Annotated in this window: 12 protein-coding genes and 1 pseudogene; 7 read left to right on the top strand and 6 right to left on the bottom strand. The window is 72.5% G+C overall.

The window, feature by feature from the left end; translation table 11 throughout:
- The 4 genes from ACFW6P_RS06670 to glgB form a co-directional block, all read left to right on the top strand.
- On the top strand, positions 1–440 hold a 440-nt coding region (locus ACFW6P_RS06670), incomplete at its 5' end, for a DUF3459 domain-containing protein (RefSeq protein WP_386423055.1).
- Positions 437–2,137, top strand: coding sequence for a maltose alpha-D-glucosyltransferase (treS, locus tag ACFW6P_RS06665; RefSeq protein ID WP_386352419.1), 1,701 nt, complete (start codon positions 437–439; stop codon positions 2,135–2,137). The genes ACFW6P_RS06670 and treS, both read left to right, overlap by 4 nt.
- A 191-nt stretch (positions 2,138–2,328) precedes the next feature.
- On the top strand, positions 2,329–3,768 hold the full coding sequence (locus ACFW6P_RS06660; RefSeq protein ID WP_386352416.1) for a maltokinase: 1,440 nt from the start codon (positions 2,329–2,331) through the stop codon (positions 3,766–3,768).
- Between the two features lie 31 nt (positions 3,769–3,799).
- A complete protein-coding gene (gene glgB, locus ACFW6P_RS06655) occupies positions 3,800–6,673 on the top strand; it encodes a 1,4-alpha-glucan branching enzyme (RefSeq protein WP_386352413.1) in 2,874 nt (957 codons plus the stop codon).
- 232 nt (positions 6,674–6,905) lie between these two features.
- Here the strand turns inward: glgB and ACFW6P_RS06650 are convergent, their stop codons facing one another.
- The 4 genes and pseudogenes from ACFW6P_RS06650 to ACFW6P_RS06635 all read right to left on the bottom strand — a co-directional run bounded on the left by ACFW6P_RS06650 (position 6,906) and on the right by ACFW6P_RS06635 (position 11,453).
- Positions 6,906–9,176: a HelD family protein gene (locus tag ACFW6P_RS06650; protein ID WP_386423053.1), complete on the bottom strand. Its 2,271-nt coding sequence runs from the start codon at positions 9,174–9,176 to the stop codon at positions 6,906–6,908.
- A 142-nt stretch (positions 9,177–9,318) separates the two neighbouring features.
- Positions 9,319–9,630, bottom strand: a complete 312-nt coding sequence (locus ACFW6P_RS06645) for a thioredoxin family protein (RefSeq protein ID WP_386423061.1) — start codon at positions 9,628–9,630, stop codon at positions 9,319–9,321.
- A gap of 15 nt (positions 9,631–9,645) precedes the next feature.
- Positions 9,646–9,729 (bottom strand): annotated as a pseudogene (locus tag ACFW6P_RS06640) (MerR family transcriptional regulator); the annotation flags it as partial.
- 47 nt (positions 9,730–9,776) lie between these two features.
- Positions 9,777–11,453 carry an MFS transporter gene (locus ACFW6P_RS06635; protein ID WP_386423051.1) on the bottom strand — a complete coding sequence of 559 codons (1,677 nt, stop codon included), beginning with the start codon at positions 11,451–11,453 and terminating at the stop codon, positions 9,777–9,779.
- A gap of 107 nt (positions 11,454–11,560) precedes the next feature.
- On the opposite strand from ACFW6P_RS06635, the gene ACFW6P_RS06630 reads away from it, so the two are divergent.
- Positions 11,561–12,178, top strand: coding sequence for a TetR/AcrR family transcriptional regulator (locus ACFW6P_RS06630; RefSeq protein ID WP_386352404.1), 618 nt, complete (start codon positions 11,561–11,563; stop codon positions 12,176–12,178).
- Between the two features lie 79 nt (positions 12,179–12,257).
- Here the strand turns inward: ACFW6P_RS06630 and ACFW6P_RS06625 are convergent, their stop codons facing one another.
- Positions 12,258–13,655, bottom strand: a complete 1,398-nt coding sequence (locus ACFW6P_RS06625; protein ID WP_386352401.1) for a cation:dicarboxylate symporter family transporter — start codon at positions 13,653–13,655, stop codon at positions 12,258–12,260.
- A 198-nt stretch (positions 13,656–13,853) separates the two neighbouring features.
- Here ACFW6P_RS06625 and ACFW6P_RS06620 point away from each other — a divergent pair, with 198 nt between their 5' ends.
- Together ACFW6P_RS06620 and ACFW6P_RS06615 are read left to right on the top strand one after the other, a co-directional pair.
- On the top strand, positions 13,854–15,530 hold the full coding sequence (locus tag ACFW6P_RS06620) for an ATP-binding protein (protein WP_386352400.1): 1,677 nt from the start codon (positions 13,854–13,856) through the stop codon (positions 15,528–15,530).
- Positions 15,527–16,216 (top strand): response regulator, encoded by a 690-nt coding sequence (locus ACFW6P_RS06615; RefSeq protein ID WP_386352397.1) that lies wholly within the window; start codon positions 15,527–15,529, stop codon positions 16,214–16,216. Before ACFW6P_RS06620 ends, ACFW6P_RS06615 begins: the two co-directional genes overlap by 4 nt.
- Positions 16,217–16,549: 333 nt before the next feature.
- Here the strand turns inward: ACFW6P_RS06615 and ACFW6P_RS06610 are convergent, their stop codons facing one another.
- Positions 16,550–17,575 (bottom strand): ATP-dependent 6-phosphofructokinase, encoded by a 1,026-nt coding sequence (locus tag ACFW6P_RS06610; RefSeq protein ID WP_386352394.1) that lies wholly within the window; start codon positions 17,573–17,575, stop codon positions 16,550–16,552.
- Between the last annotated feature and the right edge of the window lie 97 nt (positions 17,576–17,672).

The raw sequence follows: 17,672 nt of genomic DNA, 5'->3' as shown, positions 1-17,672 counted from the left end.
TCGACTCGGAGAAGTACCAGCTCAGGCCCCGCGACTGGGAGGCGGCGGAGCGGGAGGGGCGCACCATCGCCCCGCTGCTGACCCGGCTGAACACCGTCCGGCGGGAAAACCCCGCTCTCCGGCAACTGCGCGACCTCCACTTCCACCACGCGGACCAGGAAGCGGTGATCGTGTACTCGAAGAGGAAGGGTTCGAACACGGTTCTGGTGGTCGCCAACCTCGACCCGCACCACACCCAGGAGGCCACGGTCTCGTTGGACATGCCGCACCTCGGCCTGGACTGGCACGAGTCGGTGCCGGTGCGCGACGAGCTCACCGGCGAGACCTACCACTGGGGCAGGGCCAACTATGTGCGCCTCGAACCGGGCCGTAGTCCCGCGCACGTGTTCTCGGTTCTGCGACCGTCCCACCCGCAGATCGGAGGGTCACCCACAACATGATCGTCAACGAACCCGTTCCGGACACCTTCGAGGACACCCCCGCGAGGGACCGCGACCCCGACTGGTTCAAACGCGCCGTCTTCTACGAGGTGCTCGTCCGCTCGTTCCAGGACAGCAACGGGGACGGCGTCGGTGACCTCAAGGGCCTGACCGCCAAGCTCGACTACCTGCAGTGGCTCGGCGTCGACTGCCTGTGGCTGCCGCCGTTCTTCAAGTCGCCGCTGCGTGACGGCGGCTACGACGTCTCCGACTACACGGCCGTGCTGCCGGAGTTCGGCGACCTGGCGGACTTCGTGGAGTTCGCCGACGCCGCCCACCAGCGGGGCATGCGCGTGATCATCGACTTCGTCATGAACCACACCAGCGACCAGCACCCGTGGTTCCAGGAGTCACGCAAGGACCCCGACGGCCCCTACGGCGACTACTACGTGTGGGCCGACGACGACAAGCAGTTCCAGGACGCCCGGATCATCTTCGTCGACACCGAGGCCTCGAACTGGACGTACGACCCCGTCCGCAAGCAGTACTACTGGCACCGCTTCTTCTCGCACCAGCCGGACCTCAACTACGAGAACCCGGCCGTGCAGGAGGAGATGATCTCCGCGCTGAAGTTCTGGCTGGACCTGGGCATCGACGGCTTCCGGCTGGACGCGGTGCCGTACCTGTACCAGGAGGAGGGCACCAACTGCGAGAACCTCCCGGCCACGCACACCTTCCTCAAGCGCGTGCGCAAGGAGATCGACGCCCAGTACCCGGACACCGTGCTGCTCGCCGAGGCCAACCAGTGGCCCGAGGACGTCGTCGACTACTTCGGCGACTATCCGAGCGGCGGCGACGAGTGCCACATGGCGTTCCACTTCCCGGTCATGCCCCGCATCTTCATGGCCGTGCGGAGGGAGTCCCGCTACCCCGTCTCCGAGATCCTGGCCAAGACCCCGGCCATCCCCTCGCGCTGCCAGTGGGGCATCTTCCTGCGCAACCACGACGAGCTCACGCTCGAGATGGTCACCGACGAAGAGCGCGACTACATGTGGGCGGAGTACGCCAAGGACCCCCGCATGCGCGCCAACATCGGCATCCGCCGAAGGCTCGCCCCGCTGCTGGACAACGACCGCAACCAGATCGAGCTCTTCACCGCCCTGCTGCTGTCCCTGCCGGGCTCGCCGATCCTGTACTACGGCGACGAGATCGGCATGGGCGACAACATCTGGCTCGGCGACCGGGACGCGGTGCGCACGCCGATGCAGTGGACGCCCGACCGCAACGCGGGCTTCTCCTCGTCGGATCCGGGGCGGCTGTTCCTGCCCACGATCATGGACCCGGTCTACGGCTACCAGGTCACCAACGTCGAGGCGTCCATGGCGTCGCCGTCGTCGCTGCTGCACTGGACCCGGCGCATGATCGAGATCCGCAAGCAGAACCCGGCCTTCGGGCTCGGCTCGTACACCGAGCTGCCCTCCTCCAACCCCGCGGTGCTCGCGTTCCTGCGGGAGTACGAGGACGACCTGGTGCTCTGCGTGAACAACTTCTCACGCTTCGCACAGCCCACGGAGCTGGATCTCAGCGCCTTCGAGGGCCGGCACCCGGTGGAGCTGTTCGGCGGGGTGCGCTTCCCGGCGATCGGCGAACTGCCGTACCTGCTGACGCTGGGGGGCCACGGCTTCTACTGGTTCCGGCTCCGCAGGGACGCCGTATGAGGCCTGATCCGCTCTGAGACGGCCTGATCCGCGGGGCAGGCCGCAAACCCCCGTGGCGGGGCGTTTCCCCTGCCCCGCCCGGGGCACGCACTAGTAACACCCCGCCACCCGCGTGAGCCGGAGGGACGTCGCCGGAACGGGCCGCGCAGGCACCGGAGGCGCACACACCATGGGTGAAAGGACGCGACGCCATGCCGCAAGCCGTCACACGCACCGCCACCCCGCCCGGCCTTCTCGCCTCCCTCGACCCGCTGCTGCGCGAGTGGCTGCCGCGGCAGCGCTGGTTCGCGGGCAAGGGACGACCGGTCACCGGGTTCACCCTGGTCGAGGCCACGGAGCTGCTGCCGTCGTCGGCCAAGCTCGGCCTGTACCACCTGCTCGTCCGCGCCCACCAGCCGCTGGTGCCGGGGCACGGGGCGCCCGGCCACCCCGGCGACTGCTACCAGCTGCTCATAGGCGTGCGCGAGGCGCTGCCGCCTCGGCTGGCGCCCGCGCTCATCGGACACGTCCCGACGGGCCCGCTGGCCGGACGGACCGTCTACGACGCCCTGCACGACGCCAGGCCCGCCGAGCTGCTCCTGGAGGCACTGCGCACCCGGGCGCGCATCGGCCGGCTCCGCTTCGAGCGGGACCCCGGCCAGGACATCCGCTCCGGCCTGGTCCCCCGCGTGGTGACGGCGGAGCAGTCCAACTCCTCCCTCGTCTACGGAGATACGTTCATCCTGAAGCTGCTGCGGCGGATCGTGCCCGGGATCAACCCGGACCTGGAGCTGCCGCTGGCACTGGCCCGCGAGGGCTGCCCCCGGGTGCCCGCGCCCACGGCCTGGATGGTCGCCGACGTCGACCCCACGGCGGACCCGGTCGTCTCGGCCGGCCCCGCGGAACCGGCCGGCCAGCCGTATGTGCTGGGAGTGCTCCAGCCGTTCCTGCAGGGCGCCTCCGACGGCTGGGAGCTGGCGCTGCGCGAGCTGGCCAAGGGCGAGGACTTCGGCGCCGAGGCGAGGGCGCTGGGCCGGGCCACGGCCGAGGTGCACACCGCGCTGGCCCGGGCGCTGCCGACGGTCACCTTCGGTCACGTGCAGCTGCGGCAGATGGTCGACGGCATGATCGAGCGGCTGGAGGCCGCCCTCCACGCCGTCCCCGCGCTCCGGCCCCACGCCGGCGGCCTCCGGTCGACGTTCACGGCGCTGGGCGACCTGGCCTCCGAGGGCCGCACCTGGACCGCCCAGCGGGTGCACGGGGACCTGCACCTCGGGCAGTGCCTGCGCTCGCCGTCCGGTCAGTGGTTCCTGATCGACTTCGAGGGCGAGCCGGCCCGCCCGCTGGCCGAGCGGCGCATGCCCCAGCCGGCCGTCCGGGACGTCGCCGGCATGCTGCGGTCCTTCGACTACGCGGCGCGCTCGGCCGACCCCCCGCAGCCGGGCTGGGCCGAGACCTGCCGTTCCGCGTTCTGCTCCGGCTACGCGGAGGCCTCCGGCCGCGATCCGCGCACCGACCCGGTGCTGCTGCGCGCCTACGAGACCGACAAGGCGATCTACGAGGTGGTGTACGAGGCCCGGCACCGCCCCGAGTGGCTGCCGGTGCCGCTGGCCGCCACAGAGCGGCTCGCCACGTCCGGCCACCTGACCTGACCGACCCACCTTCGCCCAGGAGGCACCTCCCGTGACCCCCCGTCCTGAGTCCAGCGGTTCGCGTCCCAAGGGGACGGCCGGGGAGAAGATCCCCGAGCAGCCCACGGCCGCGCAAGCGAAGAGCGCAGCGAAGAGCGCAGCGAAGAAGACGGCGGTGCCGAAACAGGCAGCGGCGAAGAAGGAGACGGCCGCCGCGAAGACGGCCGCCGCGAAGACGGCCGCCGCGAAGACGGCCGCCGCCGGGAAGACCGTGACCAAGAAGGCGGCCGCGAAGAAGACGGCCGACAGGAAGGCCCCGGCCACCAAGGCGGCGGCGAAGAAGGCCGTCACCGGGAAGCCTTCGGCCGTCGGGGCGGCCGCCGCCCCGGCCACCCCCGCGCCGGCGACCGCCGAGCCCGCCGCCAGGAAGGCCGTCGTGAAGAAGGCGGCGGCCGGGACGGCGAAGGCGGTGACCGCCAGGAAGGCCACGGCACCCGGGACCGCCGCGAAGAAGACGGCAGCCAAGAGGGCCAAGCCGGTGAAGGCGGCCCCCGCCGAGCAGGTCCCCGCCGGGGAGGTCGCCGTCAAGAAGGCTCGGGCCAGGAAGACCGCCGCCGAGAAGCCACCTGCTGACAAGGCCGCCGTCAAGAAGGCTTCTGGCGAGAGAGCGCCCGCCACCGGGAGCGCCGCGGGGAAGGCCGCCCCGGTCCAGGTCGTGCCGCCGGAGATGGAGATCGCCGTCTCGCCTGCCGTCGACGCGGTGGACCGCGAACGGCTGCTGCGCGGCACGCACCACAACCCCCACTCCGTGCTCGGCGCCCACCCGGTGCCCGGCGGGGTCGCCTTCCGGGCGTTCCGGCCGTACGCCCTGTCGGTGACGGTCGTCTCCGGGGAGCTGCGGGCGGAGCTGCACGCCGACGGGGAGGGGTTCTTCTCCGGGCTGCTCCCGCTGACGGAGATCCCGGTGTACCGGCTGCTCGTGGAGTACGAGGGGACGGTCCTGGACACCGAGGACCCCTACCGCTTCTGGCCGACCCTCGGCGACCTCGACCTGCACCTCATCGGCGAGGGCCGGCACGAGGAGCTGTGGACGGCGCTGGGCGCGCACCCGACGACCCACCAGGGCGTGACCGGCACCCGGTTCGCGGTGTGGGCGCCGAACGCCCGCGGCGTGCGCGTGGCCGGCACCTTCAACTTCTGGGACGGCGCCGGGAACCCCATGCGGTCGCTGGGGTCGTCCGGCGTGTGGGAGCTGTTCCTGCCGGGCGTCGCGGAGGGCGAGCTGTACAAGTTCGAGATCACCCGCCCCGACGGCTCGAAGACGCTGCGCGCCGACCCGCTGGCCCGCCGCACCGAGGTGCCGCCCGCGACCTCGTCGGTCATCACCTCCTCGCAGTACGAGTGGGGCGACGCCGCGTGGCTGGCCCGGCGTGCCGAGGCACCGGCGCACGAGTCGCCGTTCTCGGTGTACGAGGTCCATCTGCCGTCCTGGCGACCGGGCCTGACGTACCGTCAGCTGGCCGAGCAGCTCCCCCGGTACGTGAAGAACCTGGGCTTCACGCACGTGGAGCTGATGCCGGTCGCGGAGCATCCGTTCGGCGGCTCCTGGGGTTACCAGGTCACCGGCTTCTACGCGCCGACGGCCCGGCTGGGCACCCCGGACGACTTCCGGTACCTGGTCGACAGGCTGCACCAGGCGGGCATCGGCGTGATCATGGACTGGGTCCCGGCGCACTTCCCGCGCGACGCCTGGGCGCTGGCGGAGTTCGACGGCCGGCCCCTGTACGAGCACGAGGACCCGCAGCGGGCCGCGCACCCCGACTGGGGCACGCTGGAGTTCGACTTCGGGCGCAACGAGGTGCGCAACTTCCTCGTGGCGAACGCCGTGTACTGGTGCGAGGAGTTCCACATCGACGGGCTGCGCGTGGACGCCGTCGCCTCGATGCTCTACCTGGACTACTCGCGCGAGCCGGGGCAGTGGACGCCCAACGAGCACGGCGGCCGGGAGAACCTGGACGCGGTGGCGTTCCTGCAGGAGATGAACGCGACGGTGTACCGCAGGGTGCCCGGCGTGGTCACCGTCGCCGAGGAGTCGACCGCCTGGGACGGCGTCACCCGGGCCACGCACCACAAGGGCCCGAGCGGCTTCGGCGGGCTCGGGTTCGGGCTGAAGTGGAACATGGGCTGGATGCACGACTCGCTGCAGTACATGAGCCACGAGCCGGTGCACCGCAAGTACCACCACCACGAGATGACGTTCTCGATGGTGTACGCCTACAGCGAGAACTACGTCCTGCCGATCTCCCACGACGAGGTCGTGCACGGCAAGCGCTCCCTGGTGTCGAAGATGCCCGGCGACTGGTGGCGGCAGCGCGCCGGGCACCGGGCCTACCTCGGCTACATGTGGGCCCACCCGGGCAAGCAGCTGCTGTTCATGGGCCAGGAGTTCGCCCAGGGCGCGGAGTGGTCCGAGACGCACGGGCCCGACTGGTGGCTGCTGGACCCGGGCTACGGCGCCGAGCCCGACCACCGGGGCGTGCGCGACCTGGTCCGCGACCTCAACACCGTCTACCGCGCCACCCCGGCGCTGTGGCGCCTGGACACGGATCCGGCCGGTTTCGAGTGGATCGTCGGGGACGCCGCCGAGGACAACGTCCTGGCGTTCCTGCGGCTGGACCCCGAGGGCCGTCCGGTGCTGGCCGTCTCCCACTTCGCTCCGGTGGTGCGCGAGGACTACCGCCTGGGCGTGCCCGAGGACGTCCTCGCCTGGCACGAGGCCGTCAACACCGACGCGGCCCGCTACGGGGGCAGCGGTGTCACCAACCCCGATCCGATCAAGCCCGAGGCGCAGCCCTGGCACGGCCGTCCGGCGAGCATCCGCCTGACCCTGCCGCCGCTGGCGACGGTGTACCTGCGTCCCGCCTAGACGGCCCGTGACGCCGCTGTGACGGCAGGAGCGGATTCCGTCACAGCGGCGTCGGTGCCGGGCCCGTGGAGTGGCCGCCGCGGGGCACCCCGTTCACCTCACACCCGGAAGGGGCTGAGGTGAGGCCCCTCACCCGTCCTCGTACCCGGAGCTGCGCATCGACCGCGTCCGCCGCGACGCCCGCGGGGCCGCGGCGGCTCCATCACGCCGCTGCCGGTCCTCGCCGGTCTCGTCATCGGGACCGGGTGAACGCCTGCGCCAGGGACTCGGGCAGCTCCCCGGTGTGCACGACGCCCAGCCGCTGGGTGGCCCGGGTCAGGGCCACGTACAGGTCGCTGGTGCCGTAGCGGCCGGGCTCGACGACGAGGACGGAGTCGAACTCCAGGCCCTTGGACTGCCGCGGGTCGAGCAGGACGACCTGCTGCGTGAGGTCGGGCTGGGCGCCCGCCGTGACGCCGTCCAGCCGGGCGGCGATCCTCCGGTGGAGGTCGCGGGGCGCGATCACCGCGAGCCGTCCCTCCTGCGGGGTGAGCTCCTCGACCGCCTTGGCGACGGCGCCCGGGAGGTCGTCGGTGGCGCGTGCCCAGGGGCGTACGCCGGTGGAGCGGACCGAGCTGGGCGGTTCGAAGTCCGGGTGCTCGGCGCGGAGCACGGCCGCCGCCACGTCCATGATCTCGGCGGGGGTGCGGTAGTTGACGCCCAGGCGGGTGTGCTCGAAGCGGTCCTCGACGTACGGGGAGAGGATGTCCGCCCAGGAGCCGACGCCGGCCGCCTCGGCGGTCTGCGCCGGGTCGCCGACCAGGGTCATCGAGCGGGTGGGGCTGCGCCGCATCAGCAGCCGCCACGCCATCGGCGACAGCTCCTGCGCCTCGTCGACGATGATGTGCCCGAACGCCCAGGTCCGGTCGGCGGCGGCGCGCTCGGCGGCGCTGCGGTGGTCGTCCTCCTCGTGCCGCTCGGCGAACCGCTCGGCGTCGATGATGTCGTGCGCGGACAGCACCTCCGAGCTCTCGGGATCGTCCTCCTCCTTGTCCTCGAACTCGTAGGTCCGCGACGCGTAGGACACGTCCAGCACACCCTGCGCGTAGGCGATCTGCGTCTCGCGCTCGCGCGCGGCGCGCTCCCGGGCCGGCCGGTCGTCCTCACCGAGCAGCTCGGCGGCCTCGTCGAGCAGCGGCACGTCCGCGACGGTCCAGTGCCGGGTGGCCGGTCGGCGTACGGCGTCGGCGTCCGCGTCGGACAGGAACTCCTCGGGCACGGCGAGGAAGTCCGCGACGAGCCGCTGCGGGGTCAGCACCGGCCACAACCGGTCGATCGCGGACCACACTTCGGGGTTCTCGGCGAGGTCGTCGCGGATCTGGGTGATGTCGCTGGGGTCGAGCAGGCTGGACCCGTCGAAGGGGTCGGTGCCGATCCGCTCGGCGTACAGGTCGGTGAGCGCGTTGAGGATGTGGCCCTCGAAGTGCTCGCGGGCCACGTTGTGCGGCAGCCCGGCGGCGCGGGTGCGCTCCCGGGCGACGTTGACCAGGCCGTCGTCGAGCATGAGGACCTCGCGGTCGTGCTCGACGGTGATCACCGGGTCGGGCAGCGACTGGCGGCCGCGGACGGCCTCGGCGAGGGCGTCGGCCATGTCGGCCCGGCCCTTGACGGCGGCCGCCTCGGGGGTGTCCGTGACGGTCGTCCGCACCCCCGGGTACAGCTCGCCCACGGTCGCGAGGAGCACGCCGGTCTCGCCGAGGGAGGGCAGCACCTCGCCGATGTAGCCGAGGAAGGCCGGGTTGGGTCCGACGATCAGCACCGCCCGCTTGGCGAGCAGCTCCCGGTGCTCGTACAGCAGGTAGGCGGCGCGGTGCAGGGCCACGGCCGTCTTGCCGGTGCCCGGGCCGCCCTCCACCACGAGCACACCGCGGTGCGGGGCGCGGATGATGCGGTCCTGGTCGGCCTGGATGGTCTGCACGATGTCGCCCATGCGGCCGGTGCGCGCCGAGTTCAGCGCGGCCAGCAGCACGGCGTCGCCCGTGGGGTCCTCGTGGCCGGTGCGGGTCCGGTCGCCGAGGTCGAGGATCTCGTCGTGCAGGTGGGTGACCCGGCGGCCGTCGGTGGCGATGTGCCGCCGGCGCCCGAGGCCCATCGGGGTGTGCCCGGTGGCCAGGTAGAAGGGGCGGGCGACGTCGGCACGCCAGTCGATCAGGACGGGTGTGCGCTCGGCGTCGTCGGCGCGCAGGCCGATGCGGCCGATGTGGTGGGTGACGCCGGAGGTGAGGTCGATGCGGCCGAAGCACAGGGAGCCGTCCACCGCGTTCAGCGCGGCGAGCAGCCCGGAGCGCTCGGCCACGAGGATGTCCCGCTCCAGTCTGGCCTGCCTGGGGGTGCCGCCCTGCGCGAGCGCGTCCGTGACGGAGGCCTCGGCGTCGCCGCGCAGCGCGTCCACACGCCCGTACAACCCGTCGATGAATTCCTGTTCCTGCCGCAATTCATCGTCCGGAAATTCGGTGTTTGACAATTCCGCTCCCGCCCGGATACACTGTGCTCACTGAACTTATCCGTGACGTCAATCAAGTTGAAGTCACGAACAGACGAATATACGCAAGTAAATCCCCCGATCGCAATTGCTCGGGGGATTTCCGCGTCGTCGGGCCTGTCGCCTACAGCACGTCGGCGAGTTCCTCCAGCAGCAGCCGCTTGGCCAGCGCGCCGACCATCGCCTTCACGGGCTCGCCGTCGCGGAAGACCATGAAGGTCGGCATCGGCAGCACCTTGTAGGCGTTGGTGGTCTCCGGGTTCGCGTCGACGTCCAGCCGCACCACCTTCAGCCGGTCGCCCTCCTGGGAGGCGAGGGCCTTCAGCGCGGGCCCCATCTGCCGGCACGGCGGGCACCGGTCCGCGGTGAACTCCACCAGCACCGGCAGGTCCGCGGTCCGGTACCCTCCCTCAAGCCCTCGACTTCGCTCGAGCAGAGGCCCCCCATCCGTGCGCCGCGCGGGCAGCAGCCCCCGTGCCTCGTAGTACCGCGGCGTCCGCGTGGTCGTCCCGGCGCGTGCGGCCGGCTCGCCGATTCGCCGACCGCGAACGTACGCCTTGACGCCGACGTCAGGGCAAGGCCTCAGCGCGCCCCGGCGGTCTCCGGCTCGCGCTCCTCGGCCGGCTCCTCCGTGACCCCGCCCCGGTCCCGGCCCGGCAGCAGCAGCGCCACGACCAGGGTGCCGGCGCCCAGTACCACCGCCCCGACCAGACTGGTGTGGGCGACCGCGTCCGCGAAGGACGATCCGACCGCGTCGGCCATCCGCCGGGCGCCGGCGCCGAGTTGCTCCGCCTGCGCGCGCAGCCGCTCCGCCTGCTGCGGATCGCCCGCCTGCCCGGCCTGCTCGGCCAGCTGCCGCGCCCGGTCCCCGAGGCCCCGGGCCACGGCGTAGCCGGCGCCGACGGAGTCCTGTGCCGCCTCCAGCGCGGACGCGGGGAGCGTACTGCCGGCCGCGGCGTCCTCGAGCCGGCCGGAGTACGAGGTGGCCAGCAGCGAGCCCAGGACGGCGATGCCGAGCGAACCGCCCAGCTCAAGCGAGGTGTCGTTCACCGCCCCGCCGACGCCCAGTTCGGACTCCGGGAACGCGCCCATGATCGCGTCCGTGCAGGGCGACAGGGCGAGCCCGATGGCCAGGCCCAGCACGACCAGCGGCGCCACGAAGTCGCCGTACGAGGATCCGGCGTCGATCAGTGTGAGCAGGGCCAGGGCCGCCGTGCCGCCGGCCATGCCGGCCGTGACGGTCCACTTCATGCCGACCCGGGGCGTGAGGTAACCGGTCAGGGCGGAGCCCGCGAACACGGCACCGGCCAGCGGCAGCATCCGCAGGCCCGTGCCCAGGGCGTCGTGGCCGAGGACGAACTGCAGGTGCTGCGTCAGGTAGTAGAAGGCGCCGAAGACCGCCAGGAAGAACAGCGCGACGGCGAGGTTGGAGCCCGCGAAGCCGCGGTCGGCGAAGCGGCGGACGTCGAGGACGGGACGCGGGTGGCGCAGCTCCCAGGCCACGAAGGCCGCGAAGCCGGCCGCCGCGACGACCGCCGCCGTGACGGCCTTGGCACCCCAGCCGAAGTGGGGGCCCTCGATGATCGTGTAGACCAGCGCGGCGATCCACACCACGGACAGCAGCCCGCCGCCGTAGTCGATGCGCCCGCGGTGCCCGGCCCTGGACGGCGGCACGAGGGCGAGGGCGCCGACGACCGCGAGGGCGGCGACCGGCACGTTGATGAGGAACGTCGACGACCAGCCGTGGTGCTCCAGCAGCGCCCCGGCGACCAGCGGCCCGGCCGCGATGGCGAGCCCGGCCGTGGCCGTCCACAGGGTGATGGCCTTGGCGCGTTCGGCCCGCGGGAAGGTCGCGGCGAGCAGGGACAGCGTGGCGGGCATGATCATCGCGGCGCCGGCGCCCATCACGGCCCGGGCCGCGACGACCGTCGTGGCGCTGTCGGCGAGGAACCCGAAGACCGAGCCGCCGCCGAACACCAGCAGTCCCAGGACGAGCGCGCCGCGGCGGCTGTACTTGTCGCCGATCGCGCCCAGCAGCAGCATCAGCGCCGCGTACGGGACGGTGTAGCCGTCGATGACCCACTGCAGGTCCGCGCTGGACAGGCCGAGGTCCTCGGTCATGTCCGGCGCGGCGACGGTGAGGGCGGTGTTCGCCATCACGATGATCAGCAGGCTCAGGCACAGCACGAGCAGGGCCCACCAGCGCCGGGCGTAGGGGCGCTCCATCCGCTCGGCCGGTTCGGTCATCACGAGTCGCATGACGGGGTCGCCTTCCTCCCACACTTGCACAGGGCTGTGCATTTGCACAACGCTGTGCAATGTACGCCGTTGCACAGCACTGTGCAAGTCATGGGAGGAGGGGCACAATGAGGTCCATGACCACGGGCAGCACCAGTCGCGCCGACGCCAACCGGCGCCGCATCCTCGACGTCGCCCTCGCGGAGCTGCTGCGGGATCCCGACGCGTCCATGGACCAGATCGCGCGCGCCGCGGGCGTGGTGCGGCGGACCGTCTACGGGCACTTCCCGAGCCGGGACGCGCTGATCAGCACGCTCGTCGACGAGGCCGTCGAGGCGCTGTCGGCCGCGGACGCGGCGGGCCGCGAGGCCGTCGACGACCCGGCGGAGGCCGTGGCGCGCTCGGTGCTGGCGGTGTGGGACATCGCCGACCGCTACCGGCTGCTGATCGCGCTCGCCCAGCGCACGGTCACCATGCAGGGCATTCGGGAGCGGCTCGCGCCGGTACGCCAGGAGAGCGTCGGGCTGCTGCAGCGCGGACTGGACGAGCACGTCTTCGCCTCACCGCTGCCCGCGCCGGCCCTGGCGTACGTGCACGAGCAGATGCTGTTCGCGGTGATGGAGGCGGTGAACGACGGCCTGCTGGCAGCGCAGGAGGCGGGCCGCTGCGCCGCGGTCACGGTCCTGACCGCGGCGGGCATGCCCGCCTCCGAAGCCACCGCACTGGTGGCGAAGCTGAACGATTGACGCCGGCGGCACGCGAACCGGGCGGCCGGGTGACGGGGGACACCCAGCCGCCCGGAGTCTCCCGTGCGGCCCGCGGCTCTCAGGCCCTGGCCAGCTCCTTCTCGCCGCCCTGCGCGGACACCTGTGCGGGTTCGCCCTCCGGCGCGGTGTGGCCGTGGCCGTCGTCCAGCAGGGTCTTCTCGTCGAAGGGCAGCCGGCCGGCGAGGACCTCGTGCACCCGCCCCTTGTCGAGCTCCTTGGTCCAGGTGCCGATCAGCACCGTGGCGACGGCGTTGCCCGCGAAGTTCGTCAGGGCGCGCGCCTCGCTCATGAAGCGGTCGATGCCGACGATGAGGCCGATGCCGTCCACCAGGGCCGGCTTGTGCGACTGCAGACCGCCGGCCAGGGTGGCGAGGCCGGCGCCGGTGACGCCTGCCGCGCCCTTGGAGGCGACCAGCAGGAACAGCAGCAGCGGGATCTGCTCGGCGACCGACATCGGGGTGCCCATGGCGTCGGCGATGAACAGCGAGGCCATGGTCATGTAGATCATGGTGCCGTCGAGGTTGAAGGAGTAGCCGGTCGGGACGGTGATGCCGACCACCGGCTTGCTGACGCCCAGGTGCTCCATCTTCGCGATGAGCCGCGGCAGCGCGGACTCCGAGGAGGACGTGGACAGGATCAGCAGGAACTCACGGCCCAGGTACTTGAACAGCGTGAAGATGTTCAGGCCGGAGATCGCGCGCAGCAGGGCGCCGAGCACGATGAAGACGAAGAGGAAGCAGGTCACGTAGAAGCCGAGCATCAGCACGGCGAGGCTCTTGAGCGCGTCCACGCCCGCGGAGCCGGTGACGGCGGCGATCGCGCCGAAGGCACCGATGGGGGCGGCCCACATCACCATGGCGAGGATGCGGAAGACGAGCCGCTGGATGTGCTCGATGCCGCGCAGGATCGGCTGACCGGCCGCGCCCATGCCCTGCAGCGCGAAACCGGCGAGCAGCGCGATCATTAGGGTCTGCAGCACCGACTCGCTGGTGAAGGCGGACACGATGGTGGTCGGGATGATCCCGAGGAGGAACTCCGTGGTGTCCTTGGCCTCGGCGTCGACCTGCGCGTGACCGGCGTCCTTGACCGCGTCGGTCACCGCGAGGCCGGTGCCCGGCTCCAGGATGTTGCCGACGACCAGGCCGATGCCCAGCGCGACCAGCGACATCACCATGAAGTAGCCCAGGGCGATACCGCCGACGGCACCGACCTTGGCGGCCTTCCGCACCGAGCCGATGCCCAGCACGATCGTGCAGAAGATGATCGGCGAGATCATCATCTTGATCAGGTTCACGAAGCCGGTGCCGATCGGCTTCAGCTCCACGGCGAAGTCGGGCGCGGCCAGACCCACCGCGATTCCGGCGGCGACCGCGATGATCACCGCGATGTAGAGATAGTGCGTGCGGTCCCGCTTGGCCTGGGGTGCGGCAGGTGCCGTATCGGCTGCGCTGGTCACGGCGGCCCTCCTTGACGACGTCGTCGGCATCACCGGCGTGCGGCTCACGTCCGGGGAAACTCCGGGGAACCCCGAGCAACAGGGAGTGGGGCTCCCGGGGATGCGTTGTGGGGAATGCCGTGACTATGTCGCTCCCCGTGAGCGCGGTCACCCTTCCGTTCATTTCGTTCACAATCGGCCACGAGGCAGACTGACGGCATGCGCTTCTCCGTCCCCCGTCCCCGCAGTCTGGCGGGCCAGCTCTTCGCCATGCAGGCCGTGCTGATAGCGGTGGTGGTGGCCGGATACGCGCTGTTCACCTATGTCAGCGACCGCAGCCAGGCCGAGGAGGCCGCGGCGCGGCAGGCCAGGGCGGTGGCCCGCTCGGTGGCCGACTCCCCCTCCGTCCTGGCGGCGACCCGGACCCCGGACCCGTCCGCCGAGCTGCAGCCCTACGCGCTGCGGGTGATGCGGGACACCGAGGTCGACTTCATCACGATCATGGACCCGCGGGGCATCCGCTGGACGCACCCCGACCCGCGCGAGATCGGCCAGACCTTCCGCGGGCACACCGCGAAGGCGCTGCGGGGCCGGACCTTCACCGAGACCTACACCGGCACGCTCGGCCCGTCGGTCCGCGCGGTCACCCCGATCCGGGACGGCACGAGGGTGGTCGGCCTGGTCAGCGCGGGAATCCGGGTCGAGGAGATCACCCAGCGCGTCCAGGGGCAGCTCACGGCCCTGCTCGGCGTCGCGGCCGGCGCCCTGGCCCTGGGCGCGGTCGGCACGTACGTGATCAACGCCCGGCTGCGCCGCCACACCCACGGGATGAACGCGGCCGAGCTCAGCCGGATGCACGACTACCACCAGGCCGCCCTGCACGCGGTACGCGAGGGGCTGCTGATGCTGGACGGGCAGTACCGTGTGGCGCTGATCAACGACGGCGGCCGGGAGCTGCTCGGGGTGGAGGGGGACGTGGTGGGCAGGTCGGTGGCGGAGCTGGGGTTGCCCGCGCCGCTGACGGGTGCGCTGCTGGCGTCGGAGCCGCGGGTGGACGAGGTGCATCTGACGGCGTCCCGGGTGCTGGTCGTCAACACCTCCCCGGTGTCGGGCGGCGAGCGGCGCGGTACGGTCGTCACCCTGCGCGACGTCACCGAACTGCAGTCTCTGATGGGCGAGTTGGACTCCGAGCGAGGTTTCACACAGGCGCTGCGCTCGCAGGCGCACGAGGCGGCGAACCGGCTGCACACGGTCGTCTCGCTGATCGAGCTGGGCCGGGCGGAGGAAGCGGTGGAGTTCGCGACGGCCGAACTGGAACTGGCGCAGGCGCTGACCGACCAGGTCGTGGCGGCGGTGAGCGAGCCGGTGCTGGCGGCGCTGCTGCTGGGCAAGACGGCCCAGGCGAACGAGCGGGGCGTGGAGCTGGTGGTGTCGGAGGACAGCAGCCTGGACGACGGGCTGCTGCCCGAGACCCTGCCCGCCCGGGACCTGGTGACCATCCTCGGCAATCTGATCGACAACGCCGTGGACGCGGCGCAGGGCAGCGTGCGGGCGCAGGTGAGGGTGGCGGCGTACACCCGGGAGACCCGGGGCGCCGGGGGCGCCCCCGAGCTGGTGCTGCGGGTCTCGGACACCGGCCCGGGTGTGGATCCCGAGCACGCCGAGGCGGTCTTCCGGCGCGGCTTCTCGACGAAGCCCGCGGGTCCGGACGGCCGGGGGCTGGGCCTGGCGCTCGTACGGCAGGCGGCGCAGCGGCACGGAGGCTCGCTGGCGGTGACGCGGGCCGACGGGGGCGGGGCGCGGTTCGAGGTACGGCTGCCGCTGCGGGAGCCGGTGCCGGCGGACCGGGGCGCGTCCGGGGCACCGGAGGCCACCAGGGCGGGAGGCGGCGCATGACCGGCGGCGAGAAGGTGATCCGCGTCCTGGTCGTGGAGGACGACCAGGTCGCCGCCGACGCGCACGTCATGTACGTGGGGCGGGTGCCGGGTTTCGTCGTGGTGGGCACGGCGCACACGGGCGCGGAGGCCCGCCGGGCCCTGGACCGCACGCCGGTGGACCTGATCCTGCTGGACCTGCACCTGCCGGACGGGCACGGCCTGCACCTGGCCCGCTCCCTGCGGGCGGCCGGCCATCACGCCGACGTGATAGCGGTGACGTCGGCCCGTGACCTGGCCGTGGTGCGCGAGGGCGTCTCGCTCGGTGTCGTGCAGTACGTCCTGAAGCCGTTCACGTTCGCGACCCTGCGCGACCGCCTGGTGCGCTACGCCGAGTTCCGGGCGGCGGCCGGCGAGGCCAGCGGCCAGGACGAGGTGGACCGCGCGCTCGCCACCCTGCGCGCACCGGGCCCGGCCGCGTTGCCCAAGGGGCTGAGCGCGCCGACGCTGGAGCGGGTGACCGTCGCCCTGCGCGACAGCGCGGAGGGCCTGACCGCGGCCGGTGTCGCGGAGACCGTCGGCATCTCCCGCATCACGGCCCGCCGTTACCTGGAGCACCTGGTCGACGCGGGCCGCGCCGCCCGCCGCCCGCAGTACGGCACGGTGGGGCGCCCGGAGCTGCGGTACCGCTGGGTCACGGGCCAGTGAGGGGGCGGTCCCCCGGCGGACCGCACGGATCGCGCCGCGGGTTCTCCGCCCTCACCGCCCGGCCGGAACGCCGGCCACGGAGTGCGCCCCTTCTCCGTCCGCCCGTCCGGGCGGACGCCCTGCAGGCCCGTACGGACCCGCCGGCACGGGACGCAGTCGCACGATCCGCCGGGCAGGTCCTGGGCTCAGTCCTGGGCGATCCTCCACACAGGCACCGGCTCCGCCGGAGCGAGCCGGAGGGGCGAGGGCGTTCCCCGGGCCCGTGCACCGGCCCGAACCAGCCGGTGCGCCGGCCCTGCCCGGGTGAGGACCGGACCGGCCCCCCGGGGCGTCCTAGAAGACCGACTCGGCCTCGTCCATGCGGTCCTTCGGGACCGTCTTCAGCTCCGTGACCGCCTCCGCGAGCGGCACCATCACGATGTCGGTCCCGCGCAGGGCGGTCATCATGCCGAACCGGCCCTGGTGCGCGGCCTCCACGGCGTGCCAGCCGAACCGCGTGGCGAGCACCCGGTCGTAGGCGGTCGGCGTGCCGCCGCGCTGGATGTGGCCGAGGATGACCGGCTTGGCCTCCTTGCCGAGCCGGCGCTCCAGCTCGTGCGCGAGGGCCGTGCCGATGCCCTGGAAGCGCTCGTGGCCGAACTGGTCGATCTCGCCCTTGCCGTAGTCCATGGAGCCGTCGGCGGGGTGGGCGCCCTCGGCGACGCAGACCACCGCGAACTTCTTGCCGCGGGCGAAGCGCTCCTCGACCATCTTGACCAGGTCGGCCGGGACGAAGGGCCGCTCCGGCAGGCAGATGCCGTGCGCGCCGGCCGCCATGCCGGACTCCAGCGCGATCCACCCGGCGTGCCGGCCCATGACCTCCACCACCATCACCCGCTGATGGGACTCGGCGGTGGTCTTCAGGCGGTCCATCGCCTCGGTGGCGACGCCGACGGCCGTGTCGAAGCCGAAGGTGCGGTCCGTGGAGGAGATGTCGTTGTCGATCGTCTTCGGGACGCCGACCACGGGCAGTCCCGCGTCGCTCAGCATGCGCGCGGCGGTCAGCGTGCCCTCGCCGCCGATCGGGATCAGCGCGTCGATCCCGAACTCGTGGATCATGTCGGAGGCGTTCTCGCAGGCCTCGCGGAGCCGGTCCCGCTCCAGCCGGGACGAGCCGAGGATGGTGCCGCCGCGGGCCAGGATGCCGCTGACGGACTCCAGGTCGAGGGAGCGGTAGCGGCCGTCCAGCAGGCCGGAGTAGCCGTCCTCGAAGCCGATGACCTCGTCGCCGTAGTTGTCGACGGCGCGGTGCACGACCGACCGGATCACGGCGTTCAGGCCCGGGCAGTCGCCGCCTGCGGTGAGAACTCCGATACGCATCGTGCTGTGTCTCCTGCTCGCTGTGGATACCGGTGAGCCGTTGCCGATTGTTTCACGCTCCGCGCCCTCCCCTGTCGCACCCCGTTCTGACGGGCGC

Origin of the sequence: Streptomyces sp. NPDC058741, from assembly GCF_042746715.1 — a bacterium.
Taxonomy (GTDB): domain Bacteria; phylum Actinomycetota; class Actinomycetes; order Streptomycetales; family Streptomycetaceae; genus Streptomyces.
The sequence above is the reverse complement of the archived record's forward strand: the minus strand, read 5'-3'. Positions and strand labels throughout refer to the sequence as shown.